General features: G+C 66.0%; 14 protein-coding genes. 12 read left to right on the top strand and 2 right to left on the bottom strand.

The window, feature by feature from the left end; all coding sequences use genetic code 11:
- The first annotated feature begins 17 nt into the window (after window positions 1–17).
- The 9 genes from AWJ14_RS07735 to AWJ14_RS07695 all read left to right on the top strand — a co-directional run bounded on the left by AWJ14_RS07735 (window position 18) and on the right by AWJ14_RS07695 (window position 12,159).
- Window positions 18–1,127, top strand: coding sequence for a two-component system sensor histidine kinase NtrB (locus AWJ14_RS07735; RefSeq protein WP_066177184.1), 1,110 nt, complete (start codon window positions 18–20; stop codon window positions 1,125–1,127).
- Between the two features lie 4 nt (window positions 1,128–1,131).
- On the top strand, window positions 1,132–2,583 hold the full coding sequence (ntrC, locus tag AWJ14_RS07730; RefSeq protein ID WP_066177055.1) for a nitrogen regulation protein NR(I): 1,452 nt from the start codon (window positions 1,132–1,134) through the stop codon (window positions 2,581–2,583).
- A gap of 118 nt (window positions 2,584–2,701) precedes the next feature.
- A complete protein-coding gene (locus AWJ14_RS07725; RefSeq protein WP_083220124.1) occupies window positions 2,702–4,996 on the top strand; it encodes a sensor histidine kinase NtrY-like in 2,295 nt (764 codons plus the stop codon).
- Window positions 4,986–6,350 carry a nitrogen assimilation response regulator NtrX gene (gene ntrX, locus AWJ14_RS07720; RefSeq protein ID WP_066177053.1) on the top strand — a complete coding sequence of 455 codons (1,365 nt, stop codon included), beginning with the start codon at window positions 4,986–4,988 and terminating at the stop codon, window positions 6,348–6,350. The genes AWJ14_RS07725 and ntrX overlap by 11 nt, the downstream gene beginning before the upstream one ends.
- Window positions 6,351–6,416: 66 nt before the next feature.
- On the top strand, window positions 6,417–7,793 hold the full coding sequence (gene trkA / locus AWJ14_RS07715) for a Trk system potassium transporter TrkA (RefSeq protein WP_066177173.1): 1,377 nt from the start codon (window positions 6,417–6,419) through the stop codon (window positions 7,791–7,793).
- Between the two features lie 4 nt (window positions 7,794–7,797).
- The gene (locus tag AWJ14_RS07710) at window positions 7,798–9,267 is read left to right on the top strand and encodes a potassium transporter TrkG (protein WP_066177051.1); all 1,470 of its coding nucleotides are present in this window, start codon (window positions 7,798–7,800) and stop codon (window positions 9,265–9,267) included.
- Between the two features lie 395 nt (window positions 9,268–9,662).
- Window positions 9,663–9,911 carry an RNA chaperone Hfq gene (hfq, locus tag AWJ14_RS07705; RefSeq protein WP_066177049.1) on the top strand — a complete coding sequence of 83 codons (249 nt, stop codon included), beginning with the start codon at window positions 9,663–9,665 and terminating at the stop codon, window positions 9,909–9,911.
- A gap of 13 nt (window positions 9,912–9,924) precedes the next feature.
- On the top strand, window positions 9,925–11,307 hold the full coding sequence (gene hflX / locus AWJ14_RS07700; protein ID WP_066177047.1) for a GTPase HflX: 1,383 nt from the start codon (window positions 9,925–9,927) through the stop codon (window positions 11,305–11,307).
- A 183-nt stretch (window positions 11,308–11,490) separates the two neighbouring features.
- Window positions 11,491–12,159: an NnrU family protein gene (locus AWJ14_RS07695; RefSeq protein ID WP_066177045.1), complete on the top strand. Its 669-nt coding sequence runs from the start codon at window positions 11,491–11,493 to the stop codon at window positions 12,157–12,159.
- 23 nt (window positions 12,160–12,182) lie between these two features.
- Here the strand turns inward: AWJ14_RS07695 and mazG are convergent, their stop codons facing one another.
- Both mazG and AWJ14_RS07685 read right to left on the bottom strand, forming a co-directional pair.
- Complete coding sequence (gene mazG / locus AWJ14_RS07690; protein ID WP_066177043.1) at window positions 12,183–13,013, bottom strand: nucleoside triphosphate pyrophosphohydrolase; 831 nt, start codon at window positions 13,011–13,013, stop codon at window positions 12,183–12,185.
- Between the two features lie 157 nt (window positions 13,014–13,170).
- Window positions 13,171–13,773, bottom strand: coding sequence for a nucleoside deaminase (locus AWJ14_RS07685; RefSeq protein WP_066177041.1), 603 nt, complete (start codon window positions 13,771–13,773; stop codon window positions 13,171–13,173).
- 178 nt (window positions 13,774–13,951) lie between these two features.
- On the opposite strand from AWJ14_RS07685, the gene cysG reads away from it, so the two are divergent.
- From cysG to AWJ14_RS07670, 3 genes are read left to right on the top strand one after another with little or no spacing between them, the layout of a single operon-like run.
- Window positions 13,952–15,397: a siroheme synthase CysG gene (gene cysG / locus AWJ14_RS07680; protein ID WP_066177038.1), complete on the top strand. Its 1,446-nt coding sequence runs from the start codon at window positions 13,952–13,954 to the stop codon at window positions 15,395–15,397.
- A gap of 10 nt (window positions 15,398–15,407) precedes the next feature.
- The gene (locus tag AWJ14_RS07675; protein ID WP_066177036.1) at window positions 15,408–15,731 is read left to right on the top strand and encodes a DUF2849 domain-containing protein; all 324 of its coding nucleotides are present in this window, start codon (window positions 15,408–15,410) and stop codon (window positions 15,729–15,731) included.
- Between the two features lie 9 nt (window positions 15,732–15,740).
- Complete coding sequence (locus tag AWJ14_RS07670; protein ID WP_066177035.1) at window positions 15,741–17,414, top strand: nitrite/sulfite reductase; 1,674 nt, start codon at window positions 15,741–15,743, stop codon at window positions 17,412–17,414.
- Window positions 17,415–17,423 lie beyond the last annotated feature (9 nt).

Here is a 17,423-nt window from a genome sequence, read left to right as displayed (position 1 = left end):
AAACCGCAACCGCAGGCATGGTGCTAAACGCCATCCAGCACCCGGTGATCATGGTCAATGGCGAGGGAGTGGTGTGTTTCGCCAACTGGGAGGCGGAATCGTTTTTCGCCGCCAGCGCCGCCCATCTCGGCCGGCACAAGCTCGAGACCTTCATTCCCTTCGGCAGCCCGCTGCTCGAACTGATCGAGCAGGTGCGCGACCGCCGCGCGGCGGTCAACGAATACCGCGTGGACCTGAGTTCGCCGCGCCTGGGCAATGACAAGCTGGTCGATCTTTATGTGGCGCCGGTGGCGGGCCTGCCCGACAATGTCGTGGTGGTGTTCCAGGAGCGGTCGATGGCCGACAAGATCGACCGGCAACTGACCCATCGCGCCGCCGCCCGCTCGGTCACCGGGCTCGCCTCGATGCTCGCCCATGAAATCAAGAACCCGCTGTCGGGCATTCGCGGCGCGGCCCAGCTTCTGGAAATGTCGGTGGGTGACGAGGACAGGGCGCTAACCCGGCTGATCCGCGACGAGACCGACCGCATCGTCTCGCTGGTCGACCGGATGGAGATCTTTTCCGACGAACGTCCGGTGGACCGGGTGCCGATCAACATCCATTCGGTGCTCGACCACGTCAAGGCGGTGGCCAAGGCCGGGTTCGCGCGGCGGATCAAGTTCGTCGAACTCTATGACCCGTCGCTGCCCGCCGTCTACGCCAACCGCGACCAGCTGGTGCAGGTGTTCCTGAACCTCGTCAAGAACGCCGCCGAGGCGATCGGCGACGACCCGAACGGCGAAATCGTGCTGACCACGGCCTACCGTCCGGGCATCCGCCTGTCGGTGGCCGGCACGCGCGAGAAGGTGTCGCTTCCGCTCGAATTCTGCGTGCAGGACAATGGTCCGGGCGTTCCGCCGGATCTGGCCCAGCACCTGTTCGATCCGTTCATCACCACCAAGATCAACGGCTCGGGCCTCGGCCTCGCCCTGGTCGCCAAGATCGTCGGCGGCCATGGCGGCATCGTCGAATGCGACAGCCAGAGCCGCAAGACCATATTCCGGATCTTGATGCCGGTCTCGCCCGATGGCGGACCGATCAAGCCCGCGCCCGCAATCAGGGATGCTGCACCCGGCCAGAAGGACTGAGAAGATGGGTAAAGCCACGATACTTGTCGCCGACGATGACGCGGCGATCCGCACGGTCCTCAACCAGGCGCTCAGCCGCGCCGGCTACGAGGTCCGCATCACCTCGAACGCGGCCACGCTGTGGCGCTGGGTTTCGGCCGGCGACGGCGACCTGGTGGTTACCGACGTGGTGATGCCCGACGAGAACGCCTTCGACCTGCTGCCGCGCATCCGGCGGGCCCGGCCGGACCTTCCTGTTCTGGTGATGAGCGCGCAAAACACCTTCATGACCGCCATCAAGGCCTCGGAATGCGGCGCCTATGACTATCTCCCGAAACCCTTCGACCTGACCGAGCTGATCGGCACCATCGGCCGCGCGCTCTCGGAACCGCGCAAGCTTGCCGTGCAGCCCGAGGAGGCGAGCGAAGGCATGCCGCTGGTGGGCCGCTCGCACGCGATGCAGGAGATCTACCGGGTGCTCGCCCGGCTGATGCAGACCGATCTCACGCTGATGATCACCGGCGAGTCGGGCACCGGCAAGGAACTGGTGGCGCGGGCGCTGCACGACTACGGCAAGCGCCGCAACGGCCCGTTCGTGGCGATCAACATGGCGGCGATTCCCCGCGACCTGATCGAATCCGAATTGTTCGGGCACGAGAAGGGCGCTTTTACCGGCGCGCAGAACCGCTCCACAGGGCGGTTCGAGCAGGCCGAGGGCGGCACGCTGTTTCTCGACGAGATCGGCGACATGCCGATGGATGCGCAGACCCGGCTTTTGCGCGTGCTCCAGCAGGGCGAATACACCACCGTCGGCGGCCGCACCCCGATCAAGACCGATGTGCGCATCGTCGCGGCCACCAACAAGGACCTGAAAATCCTGATCAATCAGGGCCTGTTCCGCGAGGATCTGTTCTACCGGCTCAATGTCGTGCCACTCCGGTTGCCCGCGCTCAGGGATCGCGCCGAGGACGTGCCCGACCTGGTGCGCCATTTCGTGCGCCAGGCGGTGGGCGAGGGGCTCGATGCCAAGCGGTTCGACGGCGAGGCGCTCGACCTTCTCAAGGGCTACGGCTGGCCGGGCAATGTGCGTGAACTCGAAAACGTGGTGCGCCGGGTGATGGCGCTCTATCCGCAGGACGTGATCACGCGCGAGATCATCGACAACGAACTCAGGATCGAATCGCCCGAACCGGCCTCGACCCATGCTGCCGCGCAGATCGGCCCGACCACCATCGCCCAGTCGGTCGAGGAGAACATGCGGCGGTATTTCGCCGGGTTCGGCGACGAGCTTCCTCCTTCGGGCCTTTACCAGCGGGTGCTCGAAGAGGTCGAGTATCCGCTCATCCTGGCGGCCTTGACCGCGACCCGCGGCAACCAGATCAAGGCGGCCGACCTGCTCGGGCTCAACCGCAACACCTTGCGCAAGAAGATCCGCGAGCTCGGCGTCACTGTCTACCGTTCGCCCCGGCTCGCCTGAGCCCGGGCGCCTGTCGGCGCGCCGCTTGACAGGCTTGGCTCGTACGTTGCATTTTCGCCACATTGTGTTGCTTGTTCGCAACGATTGAGAGCGGGCGAATCGGGAGCGACGGGAGCCTATGACCATCCGGACAGCGCCACAGACGGTCGGCAGCCTAGAGGCCCGCACCGAAACGGCGGTTGCGGGCCAGGAAGCGGTGCAGCGGAGAAACCTGTTCACGCTTCCGGGCATCGCGCTGGTCGGCTCGGCGTTCCTGAGCGCGCTGGTGTCGTTTGCGATCCTGCTGGGCCTGACGCCGATCGAGCCGGTCGACCAGGTGGTGCTCGGCGCGGTGGTGGTCAACCTGGTTTTCGTGATCGGGCTTGTCACGCTCGTGCTTCTCGAGCTGCGGACGCTGCTCAAGGCGCGGCGGCGGGGCAAGGCCGCGGCCAAGCTGCATATTCGCATCGTGGCGCTGTTCTCGATCGTCGCGATCCTGCCCGCGATCCTGGTGGCGATCGTCGCCTCGATCACGCTCGATGTCGGGCTCGACCGCTGGTTCTCGCTCCGGACCAAGTCGATCGTCAATTCCTCGCTCTCGGTGGCGCAAGCCTATGTGCTTGAAAACGCGCGTTTCCTGCAGGGGCAGACGGTGTCGATGGCCAACGACCTCGACAATGCGCGCTCGCTCTACACGCTCGACCGCATCGGCTTCGAGCAGTTCATGACGCGCCAGGCGATCGGTCGCGGGCTTCTCGGCGCCTTCCTGGTGCGCGAGGACGGCAGCGTCATCCTGCAGGCCGACATCAAGACCGAGCGGCCGCTTCCGGCGGTGCCGAAGGAGGCGCTCAAGGACGCGGTCAAGGGCCAGCCCGCGCTGATTCCGCCGGGCGTGACCAACCTGGTGGGCGCGCTGATCCCGCTGCAGCAGATCTCGGGCACGCTGCTCTACACCGTGCGCGTGGTCGATCCGGAAGTCATGCGGTCGATGCGGCTGATGGAAGAGGCCACCAAGGAGTACCAGACGCTCGAAAAGGGCCGGACCTCCTTGCAGCTGGCCTTCGGGATTCTCTATCTCGGCTTTGCGCTGATCGTGCTGTTGTCGGCGATCTGGACGGCGATCGCGGTAGCCGACCGGCTGGTGCGGCCGATCCGGGTGCTGATCGGGGCCTCCGACGACGTGGCCAGCGGCAATCTCGACATCTCGGTTCCGGTCCATGCCTCCGACGGCGATGTCGGCTCGCTGGCCCAGACCTTCAACAACATGATCGTGCAGATCCGCACCCAGCGCGACCAGATCCTGTCGGCCAAGGACCAGATCGACGACCGGCGCCGCTTCACCGAGGCCGTGCTGTCGGGCGTCTCCGCCGGCGTGGTCGGCGTCGACCACCGCGGCATCGTGACGATTGCCAACCGCTCGGCGCTGGAAATCCTGGGCCACAGCGACACCGACCTGATCGGTCACAGCTTCCTGGAGGCCGCGCCGGAATTCGAAACCGTCATGGCGGAAGCGGCGATGCGCATCTCCGCCGAGGCCCGCGCCCAGATCATCGTGCACCGGCATGGCAAGGAGCGCACGCTCAACGTCAAGGTCACGCGCGAGGAAACCCATGACCAGCAGGCCTCGTTCGTGGTCACGCTCGACGACATCACCGATCTGGTGATCGCGCAGCGCTCCACCGCCTGGGCCGACGTCGCCCGGCGCATCGCCCACGAGATCAAGAACCCGCTGACCCCGATCCAGCTCTCGGCCGAACGCATCCGCCGCCGCTACGGGCGGCAGATCCCCGACGACGACCGGGCGGTGTTCGACCAGTGCACGGACACGATCGTCCGCCAGGTCGAGGATATCGGCCGGATGGTCGATGAGTTCTCCTCCTTCGCGCGCATGCCCAAGCCGTCCAAGGCACCGGCGGACCTGCGCGACATCCTCAAGGATGCCGTGTTCCTGCGCGAGGTCAGCCGCAACGACATCACCTTCACGCGCGAATTGCCGGAGGAGCCGCTCGAGGGTGAATTCGACCCGCGCATGCTCGGCCAGGCCTTCGGCAACCTGATCAAGAACGCCACCGAGGCGATCGATTCGGTGGCGCCCGACGACGAGCGCGACGGCAAGGCCATCATCGTGCGGGCGCAACGCTCGCCCGACGGCGCGGAGTATATTGTCGATATCATCGACAACGGCCGCGGGCTGCCGGCCGAAAACCGGCACCGGCTGCTCGAGCCCTACACGACCATGCGCGACAAGGGCACCGGCCTCGGTCTCGCCATCGTCAAGAAGATCATAGACGACCACGGCGGCACGATTCAGCTGCGCGATGCGCCCGCCGAGGTCGACAAGGGCAGGGGTGCGATGATTACAGTCCGCCTTCCTGTAAAGGCGTCGGCGCATGCGCCGGATGAAGAAGCAAAGGAGCCATCCCATGGCGTCTGACATTCTGGTCGTTGATGACGAGGCCGATATCCGGGAGATCGTATCGGGCATTCTCGAAGACGAGGGCCACGAAACCCGCATGGCGGCGGACAGCGACTCGGCGCTGGCGGCGATCTCGGACCGGGTGCCGCGGCTGATCTTTCTCGACATCTGGCTGCAGGGCAGCAGGCTCGACGGGCTGGCGCTGCTCGACGAGATCAAGGCGCGCTATCCCGAACTGCCGGTGGTGATGATTTCCGGCCACGGCAATATCGAGACCGCGGTGTCGGCCATCAAGCGCGGCGCCTATGACTTCATCGAAAAGCCGTTCAAGGCCGACCGGCTGCTGCTGGTGGCCGCGCGGGCGATCGAAACCTCCAAGCTCAAGCGCGAGGTCACCGAGCTCAAGCGGCGGTCCGGCGATCCGGTGGAGCTGATCGGCACCTCGGTCGCGGTCTCCCAGCTCAAGCAGTCGATCGACAAGATCGCGCCCACCAACAGCCGGGTGATGATCCTGGGCCCCTCCGGCACCGGCAAGGAACTGGTGGCACGGCTCATTCACCGCAAGTCGTCGCGCGCGAACGGCCCCTTCGTGGTGCTCAATGCCGCTGCGATCACCCCCGAGCGCATGGAAGTGGCGCTGTTCGGCACCGAGACCGCGGCCAGCCACGAACGCAAGGTCGGCGCACTGGAGGAAGCCCATGGCGGCATCCTCTATCTCGACGAGGTCGCCGACATGCCGCGCGGCACGCAGAACAAGATCTTGCGGGTTCTGGTCGACCAGCAGTTCGAGCGCGTGGGCGGCACCAAGCGGGTCAAGGTCGACGTGCGCATCATCTCCTCGACCGCGCGCAACCTTGAAGAGCTGATCGCCGCGGGGGAGTTCCGCGAGGATCTCTACCACCGTCTTGCGGTGGTGCCGGTCAAGGTGCCCTCGCTCGCCGAGCGGCGCGAGGACATTCCGTTCCTGGTCGACACCTTCATGCGCCAGGTGGCCGAGCAGGCCGGCATCAAGAACCGCCGGATCGGCGAGGACGCACTGGCGGTGATCCAGGCCCACACCTGGCCCGGCAATATCCGGCAATTGCGCAACTACATGGAACGGCTGATGATTCTGGCGCGCTCGGACGGGCCGGACACGGTCATCAGCGCCGACATGCTGCCCGACGACGTCTCCGACATGCTGCCCAAGACCTCGGCGGCGGGGTCGAACCACATCATGACGCTGCCGCTCAGGGAGGCGCGCGAACTGTTCGAGCGCGATTACCTGATCGCCCAGATCAACCGGTTCGGCGGCAACATTTCGCGCACCGCCGAATTTGTCGGGATGGAACGCTCGGCCCTGCATCGCAAATTGAAATCGCTTGGCGTATAAGCAGCCCGAAGCGGCCTCGGCCGCCCCGTTTCACGATCGCCTGGCATGGCAGGCAGGGGGATGCGCATGAAAGTCATCATTTGCGGCGCAGGGCGCGTCGGCTACGGCATTGCCGAGCGTCTGGCCGCCGAGGACAACGACGTCTCCGTGATCGACACTTCGGCGACGCTGGTCCAGGCGATCCGCGACACGCTCGATGTGCGCAGCTATGTCGGCCACGGCGCCCATCCCGACGTGCTGGCGCAGGCCGGCGCCGAGCAGGCCGACATGATCATCGCCGTCACGCTCTATGACGAGATCAACATGGTCGCCTGCCAGGTGGCGCATTCGCTGTTCAACGTGCCCACCAAGATCGCCCGCATCCGCGCGCAATCCTACCTGAAATCGCACTGGGCCGACCTGTTTTCGCGCGACCACATGCCGATCGACGTCATCATTTCGCCGGAAGTCGAGGTCGGGCAGATGGTGCTGCGCCGCATCTCGCTGCCCGGCGCCACCGATGCGGTGCGCTTCGCCGAGGACAAGGTGGCGATGGTCGCCATCGAATGCCTTGAGGACTGCCCGGTGGTCAACACGCCGCTGGTGCAGCTGAGCGAACTGTTTCCCGACCTGCTGGCCACCGTCGTGGGCGTGTGGCGCAACGAAAAGCTGTTCGTGCCGCATTCCTCCGACCAGCTGGAGACCGGGGATCTCGCCTACGTGGTGTGCGACCGCGACCATGTGCGGCGCACGCTCGGCCTGTTCGGCCACGAAGAGCAGGAGGCCGGCCGGATCGTCATCGCCGGCGGCGGCAATATCGGCTACTACGTCGCCGCCGCCATCGAGGAGCGCCAGCCCAAGACCCGGGTCAAGATCATCGAGGCCGACCGGGCGAGGGCGGTCGCGATCGCCGATTCGCTGTCGCGCACGGTGGTGCTCAACGGCTCCTCGCTCGACCAGGACATCCTGGTGGAAGCCGACATCCAGAATGCCGACCTGATGGTGGCGCTGACCAATGACGACCAGGCCAACATCCTCTCCTCGGTGATGGCCAAGCGGCTTGGCTGCAAGGCCAACCTGGCGCTGATCAACACCCCGTCCTACCAGACGCTGACCAAGACGATGGGGATCGACGCGCATATCAATCCGCGCGCGGTCACGATCTCGCGGATTCTCCAGCATGTGCGCCGCGGCCGCATCCGCGCGGTCTATTCGGTGCAGAAGGGGGCTGCGGAAGTGATCGAGGCGGAGGCGCTCGAAACCTCGCCGCTGGTGGGCAAGCCGCTCAGGAGCCTCGAACTGCCCGACGGCGTGCGCATCGGCGCGATCTACCGCGACAAGCAGGTGCTCCGCCCCGACGGGTCGCTCAAGATCAAGGCCAAGGACCGCGTGGTGATGTTCGCGTCGCTCGAGGCGGTTCGTCACGTCGAGCAGATGTTCCGCGTCAGCCTCGAGTTCTTTTGAGATCATGCTTGGCGGCTTGCACGTCCTGGCGGTCGCCGTCGTGGGGCTTTTTGCCCTCATGGTGCCTGCAATCCTGTTCGCGATCGGCGACGGCATGCGCGATCTGGCGCTGTCGATGCTGCTGGTCGGTGCCCTCGGGGTGTTTTCCGCGCTGATGGTGCTCGGCGCCATTGCCGGCTTCGAGCGCAGGCTGGGGCGCGCCCAGGGCTATCTCACGCTGGTCGCGGTCTGGGTGCTGCTGCCGCTGTTCGCGGCGGTGTCGTTCAAGACGCTTGCCGGCCTCGACTGGATGAGCGCGTGGTTCGAGGGCGTGTCGGCGCTGACCACGTCCGGCTCGACGCTCTTGCCGCGCGAGACCATGCCCAGGGCACTTCTGGTCTGGCGCGCCTTGATCGAATGGTATGGCGGCTTCCTGGCCCTGGTCTCGATCATCCATGTGCTGGCGCCCGGCGGCTTCGGCGGGCTGCCCGCGGGCGACCGTCGCCTCATCACCGCGCATGCGAGCGACATGACCGTCGAGCTCGGCGACTTCCGCGAGGTGCTCGGCCACTACGCGCTGTTGACCTTCGGCGTCTTCGTCTGCCTGATGCTGACCGGCGTGGAAGGCCCCGCGGCGGCGATGCTGGCGATGATCGCGATGGCGACCGGCGGCTTCCTGCCCTTCGCCGACGCGCTCGAAAACCATGCCGGGCCGATGGCGCAGGTGGTGCTGGCGATCGGGCTTGCGATCGGCACCGTGAGCGTGTTCTGGCGCAAGCAGTTGCTGCGTGCGCCGCGCCATTTTTTCCGGATGAACCCGGAGACAGGCCTGATCGTGCTCGGGATCCTCGTGGTGGGCCTGCTTTATGCGGGACGCATCTTCTCGGTCTCGGGGGGCGGCGATCTCGGGCCGATTCTCGCCGAAAGCCTGCTTGCCTCTTCCTCGCTGATCGCCACCAGCGGCATCGAGAGCCGGCCGGGCTTCATCGCGCTGTGGCCGGCGATTGTGGTGCTGATGCTGGTGCTTGCCGGCGGCGGCATCTACTCGACCACCGGCGGCTTCAAGGTCTACCGGATCGTGGCGATGGCCGTGCATTCGGCGCGTGAGCTGAACCAGTTGATCTACCCGTCGAGTGCCGCGAACCTGCGGTTCGGCAGGCACATCATCGACGAACAGAGCATGCGCGCGATCTGGACCTATTTCGCGCTGTCGTTGCTCATCATCGCCGCAACCTCGATGGCCTTTACCTTCACCGCGGCCGGGTTCGAGGGCGGCATCGCGCTGTCGGCGGCGTTCTTCTCCAATGCCGGGCCGGTCTACGAGGCGCTGATTCCCCCGGTCTACGCGACCGATCCGCTCAACCAGGAATGGCCGCAACTGAGCGCGCTGCCAGCCTCTGCCAAGCTGGTGGCGATCGCCGCGATGACGCTCGGACGGCTTGAAGTCATGGTGATCTTCACGGTCCTCAACATCCGCTACTGGATGCAGCGGTAAAGCCCGCCGCATCCGCTCCGCACGGGGACGGGTACTTCCGCGCACCGGCTTCGCGCCGTGCCGCCTCAGCCAGCCGGTTCGGGGCGGCGGCAGGATCCCGGTCTGGCGCTGCTGGCGGGTGCGCGTGCCAAAGCCGGAAAATCTATTGTTTACAAAACCCCGCAACAATGATCTTCTGTCGCACGTTCCAACGAACGAATTTCTGTCAGCGGCAATTCATATCTATCTGTCTGTCAGAGGGAGTAGAAGTGTTCGGAACCTGACGTCACGGCGAGCGATCGGCGGGTCTTGTTGCAAGACGCGGCACATGGCGCTCCGGGACGCCTGATCTGAACAGGGTTCGGTAATGTCCCGCATATTGGGCGGGCAAGAAAAAGACGGATGAAAAAGCGCACATGGCGGAGCGGTCACAAAACCTGCAGGATCTTTTTCTCAACACGGTTCGCAAGCAGAAAATTTCCCTCACGATTTTCTTGATCAACGGGGTGAAGCTCACTGGTGTGGTGACATCGTTTGACAATTTCTGTGTCCTGTTGAGACGCGACGGGCATTCGCAGCTCGTCTACAAACACGCGATTTCGACAATCATGCCGAGCCAGCCTGTCCAGATGTTCGAAAACGAGGACGCCGGCAGCGGCGCCTGACGGGACAAAGCACATCGAAACCGTAGACAGTTCCGGCCATTTCGTTGACCCGGAGAGCAAATCCGGCGTTTCACGTGCGCTCGTCCTCGTACCGACGCTGCGCAGCCGCAATCCCGCGCCGACGCCGGGGGCGGACAGCAGCGAAAGCACCAAGCGACCCGACAGCCACCGCGTCGAAGAAGCTGTGGGGCTGGCGGGCGCCATCGATCTGACCGTCGTCGAGGCCATGGTGGTGCCGGTCTCGGCGCCACGGCCGGCCACGCTGCTCGGCAAGGGCAAGCTCGCCGAAATCGGCGCGCTGATCGAATCGACCGGCGCGGAACTGGTGATCATCGACCATCCGCTCACCCCGGTGCAGCAGCGCAATCTCGAGACCGAGTGGAAGGTCAAGGTGATCGACCGCACCGGCCTGATCCTCGAGATCTTCGGCCGTCGCGCCTCCACCCGGGAAGGCGTGCTGCAGGTCGAACTCGCCCATCTCAATTACCAGAAAGGCCGGCTGGTCCGCAGCTGGACCCACCTTGAACGCCAGCGCGGCGGCGGCGGCTTCATGGGCGGCCCGGGCGAAACCCAGATCGAGGCCGACCGCCGGCTCCTTCAGGAACGAATCGTCAAGCTCGAGCGCGAACTCGAGCAGGTGCGCCGGACGCGGCAATTGCACCGCGCCAAGCGCAAGAAGGTGCCGCATCCGATCGTCGCGCTGGTGGGCTACACCAATGCCGGCAAGTCGACCCTGTTCAACCGGCTGACCGGCGCGGAGGTGCTGGCCGAAGACATGCTGTTTGCCACGCTCGACCCGACGCTGAGGCGCATGAAGCTGCCGCATGGCGCGATTGTGATCCTGTCGGACACCGTGGGCTTCATCTCCGACCTGCCGACGCACCTGGTCGCGGCCTTCCGGGCGACGCTCGAAGAAGTGATCGAGGCGGACCTGATCCTGCATGTGCGCGACATGTCCGATCCCGACCGCAAGTCGCAGGCGGCCGATGTCGAAGCCATCCTCAAGAGCCTCGGCATCGCCGAGGGCGACGGGCGCAAGCTGGTCGAGGTCTGGAACAAGATCGACCTTCTCGACGAGGGGGCTGCGGACGACCTCAAGCTCAAGGCCGGCAAATCCGACACGGCGATTGCGGTGTCCGCGGTCACCGGGGAGGGCGTCGACGCGCTTCTGGCCCTGATCGAGGCGCGGATATCGGGCGAACTGACGACCCGGACCGTCACGCTCTCCGCACAGCAACTGCCGATCATGTCGTGGATCTATGAGCGCGGCCGGGTCAAGACCCGGATCGACCACGAGGACGGCTCGGTCGAAATCACGGCGGAATTCACCGCCTCCGACAGCCTCGACCTCGACCGGCAACTGGGCCTCGGCCCGAAACCGGACGCGGATTTGTAGGCGGGCGCGCGTCATGCCTGCCCATCGCCTGCGCTTCAGCCATCACACTTGTCGAGCCTTCGTCCTCGGCGCAGGACGAGGCATGCCTGCGCTTGCTGCCGCCGCGACGGGCAGCGGCGAGGTGGGCAACACGGAGCGGCACGATGGGGCCGCCACACTCCCGCTTTTCTGGAGACAGCAACGATGACCGGCTGGACCGAATTTGTCGCCGCCTATGGCGCGTTCCTCGCTTCGCACGCCATTCCCGTGCGTCCGCCGGTCAAGCCGTTCCTGACCGCACGGCTCGGCAAGCGCGGCTTTTCGGTCGCCTATTCGCTGCTTTCGCTCGGCCTGCTGGTCTGGCTGATCGTCGCGGCGGCGCGCGCGCCTTATGTCGAGGTCTGGGCGCGGGCGCCGTGGCAGAACCATGTCACGCTGCTGGCCATGACGCTCGCCTGCCAGATCCTGGCCTTCGCCGCCTTCAAGCCCAACCCGCTGTCATTCGGCGGGTTCAGGAATGCCGCGTTCGATCCAGCCCGGCCGGGGATCGTCGGCTGGATCCGGCACCCGCTGCTGGCCGTGCTCGCGCTGTGGGCGGCGGGCCACACCGTGCCCAATGGCGATCTCGCCCATGTGCTCATGTTCGGCGGCTTTGCCCTGTTCGCGGGTCTCGGCATGGCGATGATCGACCGTCGCAAGCGCCGGCAGATGGGCCCCGACGCCTGGCGCGAGCTGGTGCGCTCCAGCCGTGCCGGACGCAGTCTGGCGCCCGGTGCCGGCACGATCCTTCGCGTTTTGGCGGGCTTCGGGCTGCTTCTCGGGCTGATTGCGCTACACCCGCACATCATCGGGCTTGAGGCGGTCGCCTGGTAGAAGCCTGGGAGCCGGCGGACGGCTCAGCTTTCGCGCGGCTTTATCTTGGCAGCCTGCCAGAGTGCTTCCATCTCGTCGAGCGTGGCTTCCGCCGGGGTCTTGCCGCCTGCGGCAAGCTCTGCCTCGACATGGGCAAAACGGGTTCGGAACTTGGTGTTGGTGGTCCGGAGCGCATGTTCCGGGTCGGTCTTGAGATGCCGGGCCAGATTGGCCACCGCAAAGATCACGTCGCCCAGTTCGTCGGCCGCCCTGGTTCTGTCGCCGCCGTCGATCTCGGCGCGCAGTTCGGCGATCTCCTCCTCGATCTTGTCGAGCACGGGACCGGCGGCGCCCCAGTCGAAGCCGACCCGGGAGGCCGCCTCCTGCAGCTTGAGGGCCTCCATCAGCGCGGGCAGGGCGCGGGGCACGCCTGTGAGCTGCCCCGGCGTCTCGGTTTCCGGCAAACCGCGCGCGGCGCGGCGTGCGGCACGCTCGCGCTTCTCCTCGGCCTTGATGTCGGCCCACTGCGCCTTGACCTTGTCGGGCGTGTCGGCCTCGGAGCGTTCGAACACATGCGGGTGGCGGCGGACCATCTTGCGGGTGATCGCCTCGACCACGTCCTCGAAGCAGAACAGCCCTTGTTCCTCGGCAAGCCGGGCGTGGAACACCACCTGCAGCAGAAGGTCGCCCAGCTCGTCGCACAGGTCCTCTGGGTCGTTGCGCTCGATCGCGTCGGCGACCTCATAGGCTTCCTCGATCGTGTAGGGTTTGATCGAATTGAAATCCTGTTTGATGTCCCAGGGGCAGCCGGTCTCCGGATGCCGGAGGGCGGCCATGATTTCGATCAGGCGGGAAATGTCGCGGGATGGTTCCATCGGACGAGACTAGCCGAGTTGGGCGCGGGCGGCGAGCGTGCCACGGCGCGCCTGCGCCTTGTCCACAGCTCAGTCCGGGGCTGGCCGCGCTGGGAAGGTCGCCAGGCGCCGGAAAGGCTCTCAAGCCGTCATTCCTCGTGGCAGGTGCAACCGGCGCTCAGGCGAGCGGAATGGCGTTCGCGACCTTGCCCTGCTGGTAGGTCTCCGACAGCGCCGCATAGCGGCAGCGGATGCGTTCCGACTGGGCGAGCAGCGGCTCGGCTTCGGCCGGGTCGAGGCCGGCGATGATGTCGAAGATGCCGCGGCCGCGCCAGAAGGCGTTGTCGTGCCTGTAGCCGCCCGGCTCCAGCCCGAACACTTCCTTGAGGATCTTGAGGTCGTGGGGAATGGCGAAACTGTCGCGCGAATCCTCATGGCTGAAGAAATAGAAGAAATTGTCGAAGCCCGCCCAGGTGATCGCCGACATGCACATCGAACAGGGCTCGTGGGTCGACAGGAAGATCATGTCCTTGGTCGGCTCGAGCTTGGAAACCGGCCCTTCATAGAAAGTCTTGAGCAGGTTGACCTCGCCGTGCCAGAGCGGGTTCTCGGTCTCCCGGTTGGTCTCGGCCACGATCAGCGAAAGGTCGGACTTGCGCAGAAGCGCGCCGCCAAACACCTTGTTGCCTTCGGCAACGCCCCTTTCGGTGAGCGGCAGGACGTCAGTCTCGATCGCGTCGAGCAGGGCGCGGGCAAGCGCCGCATTCTCTTCGATTGCCATGCGTGGCTCTCCGGCTGTTCGGGTGCCCGGCCTGCGGACGGGGACACGGGTGCGGCTTTCTCCATAACCTGCTTTCTGGGGTAAAAGAATATCCGTTCGCCCGGTTTGGCACATCTTTGTTCCTTCAATTGTGGCGCCATTCTCCTGAAAATGCGGGCAATTCAGGAGGTTTCAGCACATGGCGACCGAGCCCGCACGCTTGACCACATTCCCCGCCTTCCTGCGGGTGGACGCCCGCAAGGTGGCGATCTTCGGCAATGGCGCGGAAGCCGCGGCCAAGGCGCGGCTTGTCGCCAACACCTCGGCCGAGGTCGCGGTCTATGCCGATGCGCCCGGCGCGGAGCTTGCCGACAGCCTCAGCCGCCTCGGCCTTGCCCCGGTTTTGGCTGCCTATGCGCCCGCGCAGATGGAAGGGGCGGTGATGGTGTTCGCCGCCACCGGCGACGCGGCGCTGGACCGCAGGATCGTCGCCGATGCGCGGGCGCGCAAGATCCCGGCCAATGCCGTCGACCAACCCGACTATTGCGATTTCCTGACGCCGGCGCTCGTCAACCGTGCGCCGGTCGCCATTGCCATCGGCACCGAAGGGGCAGGGCCGGTGCTCGCCCAGATCATCCGCGCGCGCATCGACCAGATGCTTTCGCCCTCGCTCGGAACCCTGGCGCGGCTCGCCCAGGACTATCGTACCGCCGTCGACCGGCTGCTGCCGCGCGGCGTGGCACGCCGCGTGTTCTGGCGCCGGTTCTTCGAAGCCGATGTCGCCACCCATGTCGACAATGGCGAACTCTCGCTCGCCCGCCGCGCCGCCACGCGGATGCTGCGCGGTCGCGAGCCTGTTCCGGGCCATGTCTGGCTGGTCGGAGCCGGCCCCGGCGCGGAAGATCTGCTCACGCTGCGCGCCCAGCGGGCGATGATGGAAGCCGATGCGATCGTTTATGACGCGCTGGTGCCGGAGGCCGTGGTTTCGCTTGGCCGCCGCGATGCCGAACGCATTTCGGTCGGCAAGCGCAAGGGGTGCCATTCCAAAAGCCAGACCGAGATCAATGCATTGCTGGTGCGCCTTGGGCGCGAGGGCAAGCGCGTGGTGCGGCTCAAATCCGGCGATCCGCTGGTGTTTGGTCGCGCCGGCGAGGAGATGGCCGCGCTGCGCGACGCCGGGCTCTCCTACGAGATCGTGCCGGGCATTACCTCGGCGCTGGCGGCCGCGGCCGATTTCGACCTGCCGCTCACCCTGCGCGGCGTGGCCTCGTCACTGGTGTTCACGACCGGACACGATCTGACCGGCGCGGCCTTGCCCGATTGGGCGCGGCTCGCAATCTCGGGCGCCACGCTGTGCGTCTATATGGGCCGCACGGTCGCGGCCAGTGTCGCCACCCGCCTGATCGAGGCGGGGCTGGCCGCCGACATGACCGTCGCCATCGTCGAGAATGCCTCACGCGGCGACCGGCGGCTGTTCCACGGCACGCTGGCCGACCTGCCGGCGCTCGAACATCGCAGCGAACTCACAGGACCGGTGATGGTGGTGATCGGCGACGCCGTCGCCGGCGCCAGCTTCGACCGCTCGACCCCGATTGCCGAACCGCGGCGCCATGCCGTCGCGCTCGATGCAACCCAAGCCGCCTGAGGAGGCCATCATGAAGACTGCCCCGACCAAGACAAAGGTTCTCACCGCAAACCGTCTGAGCGACGGCATCGCGGTCTGGCTCGGCGCCAATGGCGAGTGGACCGCCTCGCTGAAGGATGCGCTGCTCGCCCGCCACGAGGATGCCGTGGCGGCACTCGAAGCCGCCGGCGCCCAGGCGCTTGCCGACAACCGGGTGGTCGATGTCAATGTGATCGACATCGAGGAAACCCCGGCCGGCCCGCGCCCCTACCGGCTGCGCGAGCGCATTCGCGCCGCAGGCCCGACCATCGACTACGCGCCGGCTCAGGCCGGTCGGCCCGCACAGGCCGCATAAGGATTTCCCATGTACCGCTACGATGAATTCGACCAAGCCTTCGTCTCCGCCCGCGTCGAACAGTTCCGCGACCAGGTGGAGCGCCGGCTTTCGGGCGAGATTTCCGAGGACGCGTTCAAGCCGCTGCGGCTGATGAACGGCGTCTATCTGCAGCTGCATGCCTACATGCTCAGGGTGGCCGTGCCCTATGGCACGCTCAACAGCCGGCAGATGCACAAGCTCGCCCATATCGCGCGCACCTATGACCGCGGCTACGGCCATTTCACCACCCGGCAGAACATCCAGTACAACTGGCCGTCGCTCAAGGACATTCCGGCGATCCTCGAGGAACTGGCCGAAGTCGAGATGCACGCGATCCAGACCTCGGGCAACTGCATCCGCAACGTGACCGCCGATCATTTCGCCGGCGCTGCCGCCGACGAGGTGGCGGATCCGCGCCCCTATGCCGAAATCCTCCGGCAGTGGTCGTCGGTGCACCCGGAATTCTCGTTCCTGCCGCGCAAGTTCAAGATCGCGGTCACCGCCTCCGAGCGCGACCGTGCCGCGATCCAGGTGCACGACATCGGCCTGCAGCTCAAGAAGGACGCCGAAGGGCGCCTGGGCTTTGCCGTCTGGATCGGTGGCGGGCAGGGGCGCACGCCCATTTTGGCCAAAAAGGTCAAGGACTTCCTGCCGGAAGCTGATCTTCTTTCTTATATCACCGCGATCATGCGCGTCTACAACCTGCACGGCCGCCGCGACAACAAGTACAAGGCGCGGATCAAGATCCTGGTGCACGAGACCGGCGTCGAGCAGTTGAGCGCCGAGATCGAGGCGGAATGGGCGCATCTGAAGGACGGCGAACTCAAACTGCCGGATGCAGACATTGCCGCGATCAACGCCTATTTCGCGCCCAAGGCGCTCGCGCCCCGCGCCGAAGGCTGGGGCGAACTCGCCGCCTGGAAGAAGTCCGATCCCGGCTTTGCCGCCTGGGTCGGCCGCAATGTCGCGCCGCACCGGCATCCCGATTACGGCATGGTGACGATCTCGCTCAAGCCGATCGGCGGCATTCCCGGCGATGCCACGGCCGACCAGATGGACGCGGTGGCGCGGCTCGCGGTCGAATTCGGCCATGACGAGATCCGCGTGACCCACGAGCAGAACCTGGTGCTGCCGCATGTGGCGCTGGCCGATCTCGAGCCGCTCTACCGCGCGCTCCTTGCTGAGGGCCTTGCGACCGCCAATGCGGGGCTGATCACCGACATCATCGCCTGCCCGGGGCTCGACTATTGCGCGCTCGCCAATGCCCGCTCGATTCCGGTGGCGCAGGATATCTCCAACCGCTTCGCGGACCCCGCGCGCCAGGCCGAGATCGGCGATCTCAAGATCAAGATCTCGGGCTGCATCAATGCCTGCGGCCACCACCATGTCGGCCATATCGGCATTTTGGGCGTCGAGAAGAAGGGGGCGGAGCTCTACCAGATCTCGCTCGGCGGATCGGGCGACGAGAACGCCTCGATCGGCCAGATCACCGGCCGCGGCTTCGAGCCTGACCAGGTGACGGATGCGGTCGAGACCATTGTCGAGACCTATCTGTCGCAGCGAAAGGGGCTGGACGAAAGCTTCATCGATTGCTACCGCCGGATCGGTGCCGATCCTTTCAAGGCGGCACTTTATGGCAACGACGAAGCCCGCGCCGCCTGAGACAAATCC

Origin of the sequence: Parahoeflea olei, assembly GCF_001703635.1 — a bacterium.
Taxonomy (GTDB): Bacteria; Pseudomonadota; Alphaproteobacteria; order Rhizobiales; family Rhizobiaceae; genus Hoeflea; species Hoeflea olei.
This window is presented reverse-complemented; position numbering and strand designations above follow the sequence as displayed.

What these genes read in the sequence shown, in the direction of transcription:
- AWJ14_RS07735 (WP_066177184.1), top strand. Translation starts at nt 18, where the DNA reads ATGGTGCTAAACGCCATCCAGCACCCGGTGATCATGGTCAATGGCGAG.
- ntrC (WP_066177055.1), top strand. Translation starts at nt 1,132, where the DNA reads ATGGGTAAAGCCACGATACTTGTCGCCGACGATGACGCGGCGATCCGC.
- AWJ14_RS07725 (WP_083220124.1), top strand. Translation starts at nt 2,702, where the DNA reads ATGACCATCCGGACAGCGCCACAGACGGTCGGCAGCCTAGAGGCCCGC.
- ntrX (WP_066177053.1), top strand. Translation starts at nt 4,986, where the DNA reads ATGGCGTCTGACATTCTGGTCGTTGATGACGAGGCCGATATCCGGGAG.
- trkA (WP_066177173.1), top strand. Translation starts at nt 6,417, where the DNA reads ATGAAAGTCATCATTTGCGGCGCAGGGCGCGTCGGCTACGGCATTGCC.
- AWJ14_RS07710 (WP_066177051.1), top strand. Translation starts at nt 7,798, where the DNA reads ATGCTTGGCGGCTTGCACGTCCTGGCGGTCGCCGTCGTGGGGCTTTTT.
- hfq (WP_066177049.1), top strand. Translation starts at nt 9,663, where the DNA reads ATGGCGGAGCGGTCACAAAACCTGCAGGATCTTTTTCTCAACACGGTT.
- AWJ14_RS07695 (WP_066177045.1), top strand. Translation starts at nt 11,491, where the DNA reads ATGACCGGCTGGACCGAATTTGTCGCCGCCTATGGCGCGTTCCTCGCT.
- mazG (WP_066177043.1), bottom strand. Translation starts at nt 13,013, where the DNA reads ATGGAACCATCCCGCGACATTTCCCGCCTGATCGAAATCATGGCCGCC.
- AWJ14_RS07685 (WP_066177041.1), bottom strand. Translation starts at nt 13,773, where the DNA reads ATGGCAATCGAAGAGAATGCGGCGCTTGCCCGCGCCCTGCTCGACGCG.
- cysG (WP_066177038.1), top strand. Translation starts at nt 13,952, where the DNA reads ATGGCGACCGAGCCCGCACGCTTGACCACATTCCCCGCCTTCCTGCGG.
- AWJ14_RS07675 (WP_066177036.1), top strand. Translation starts at nt 15,408, where the DNA reads ATGAAGACTGCCCCGACCAAGACAAAGGTTCTCACCGCAAACCGTCTG.
- AWJ14_RS07670 (WP_066177035.1), top strand. Translation starts at nt 15,741, where the DNA reads ATGTACCGCTACGATGAATTCGACCAAGCCTTCGTCTCCGCCCGCGTC.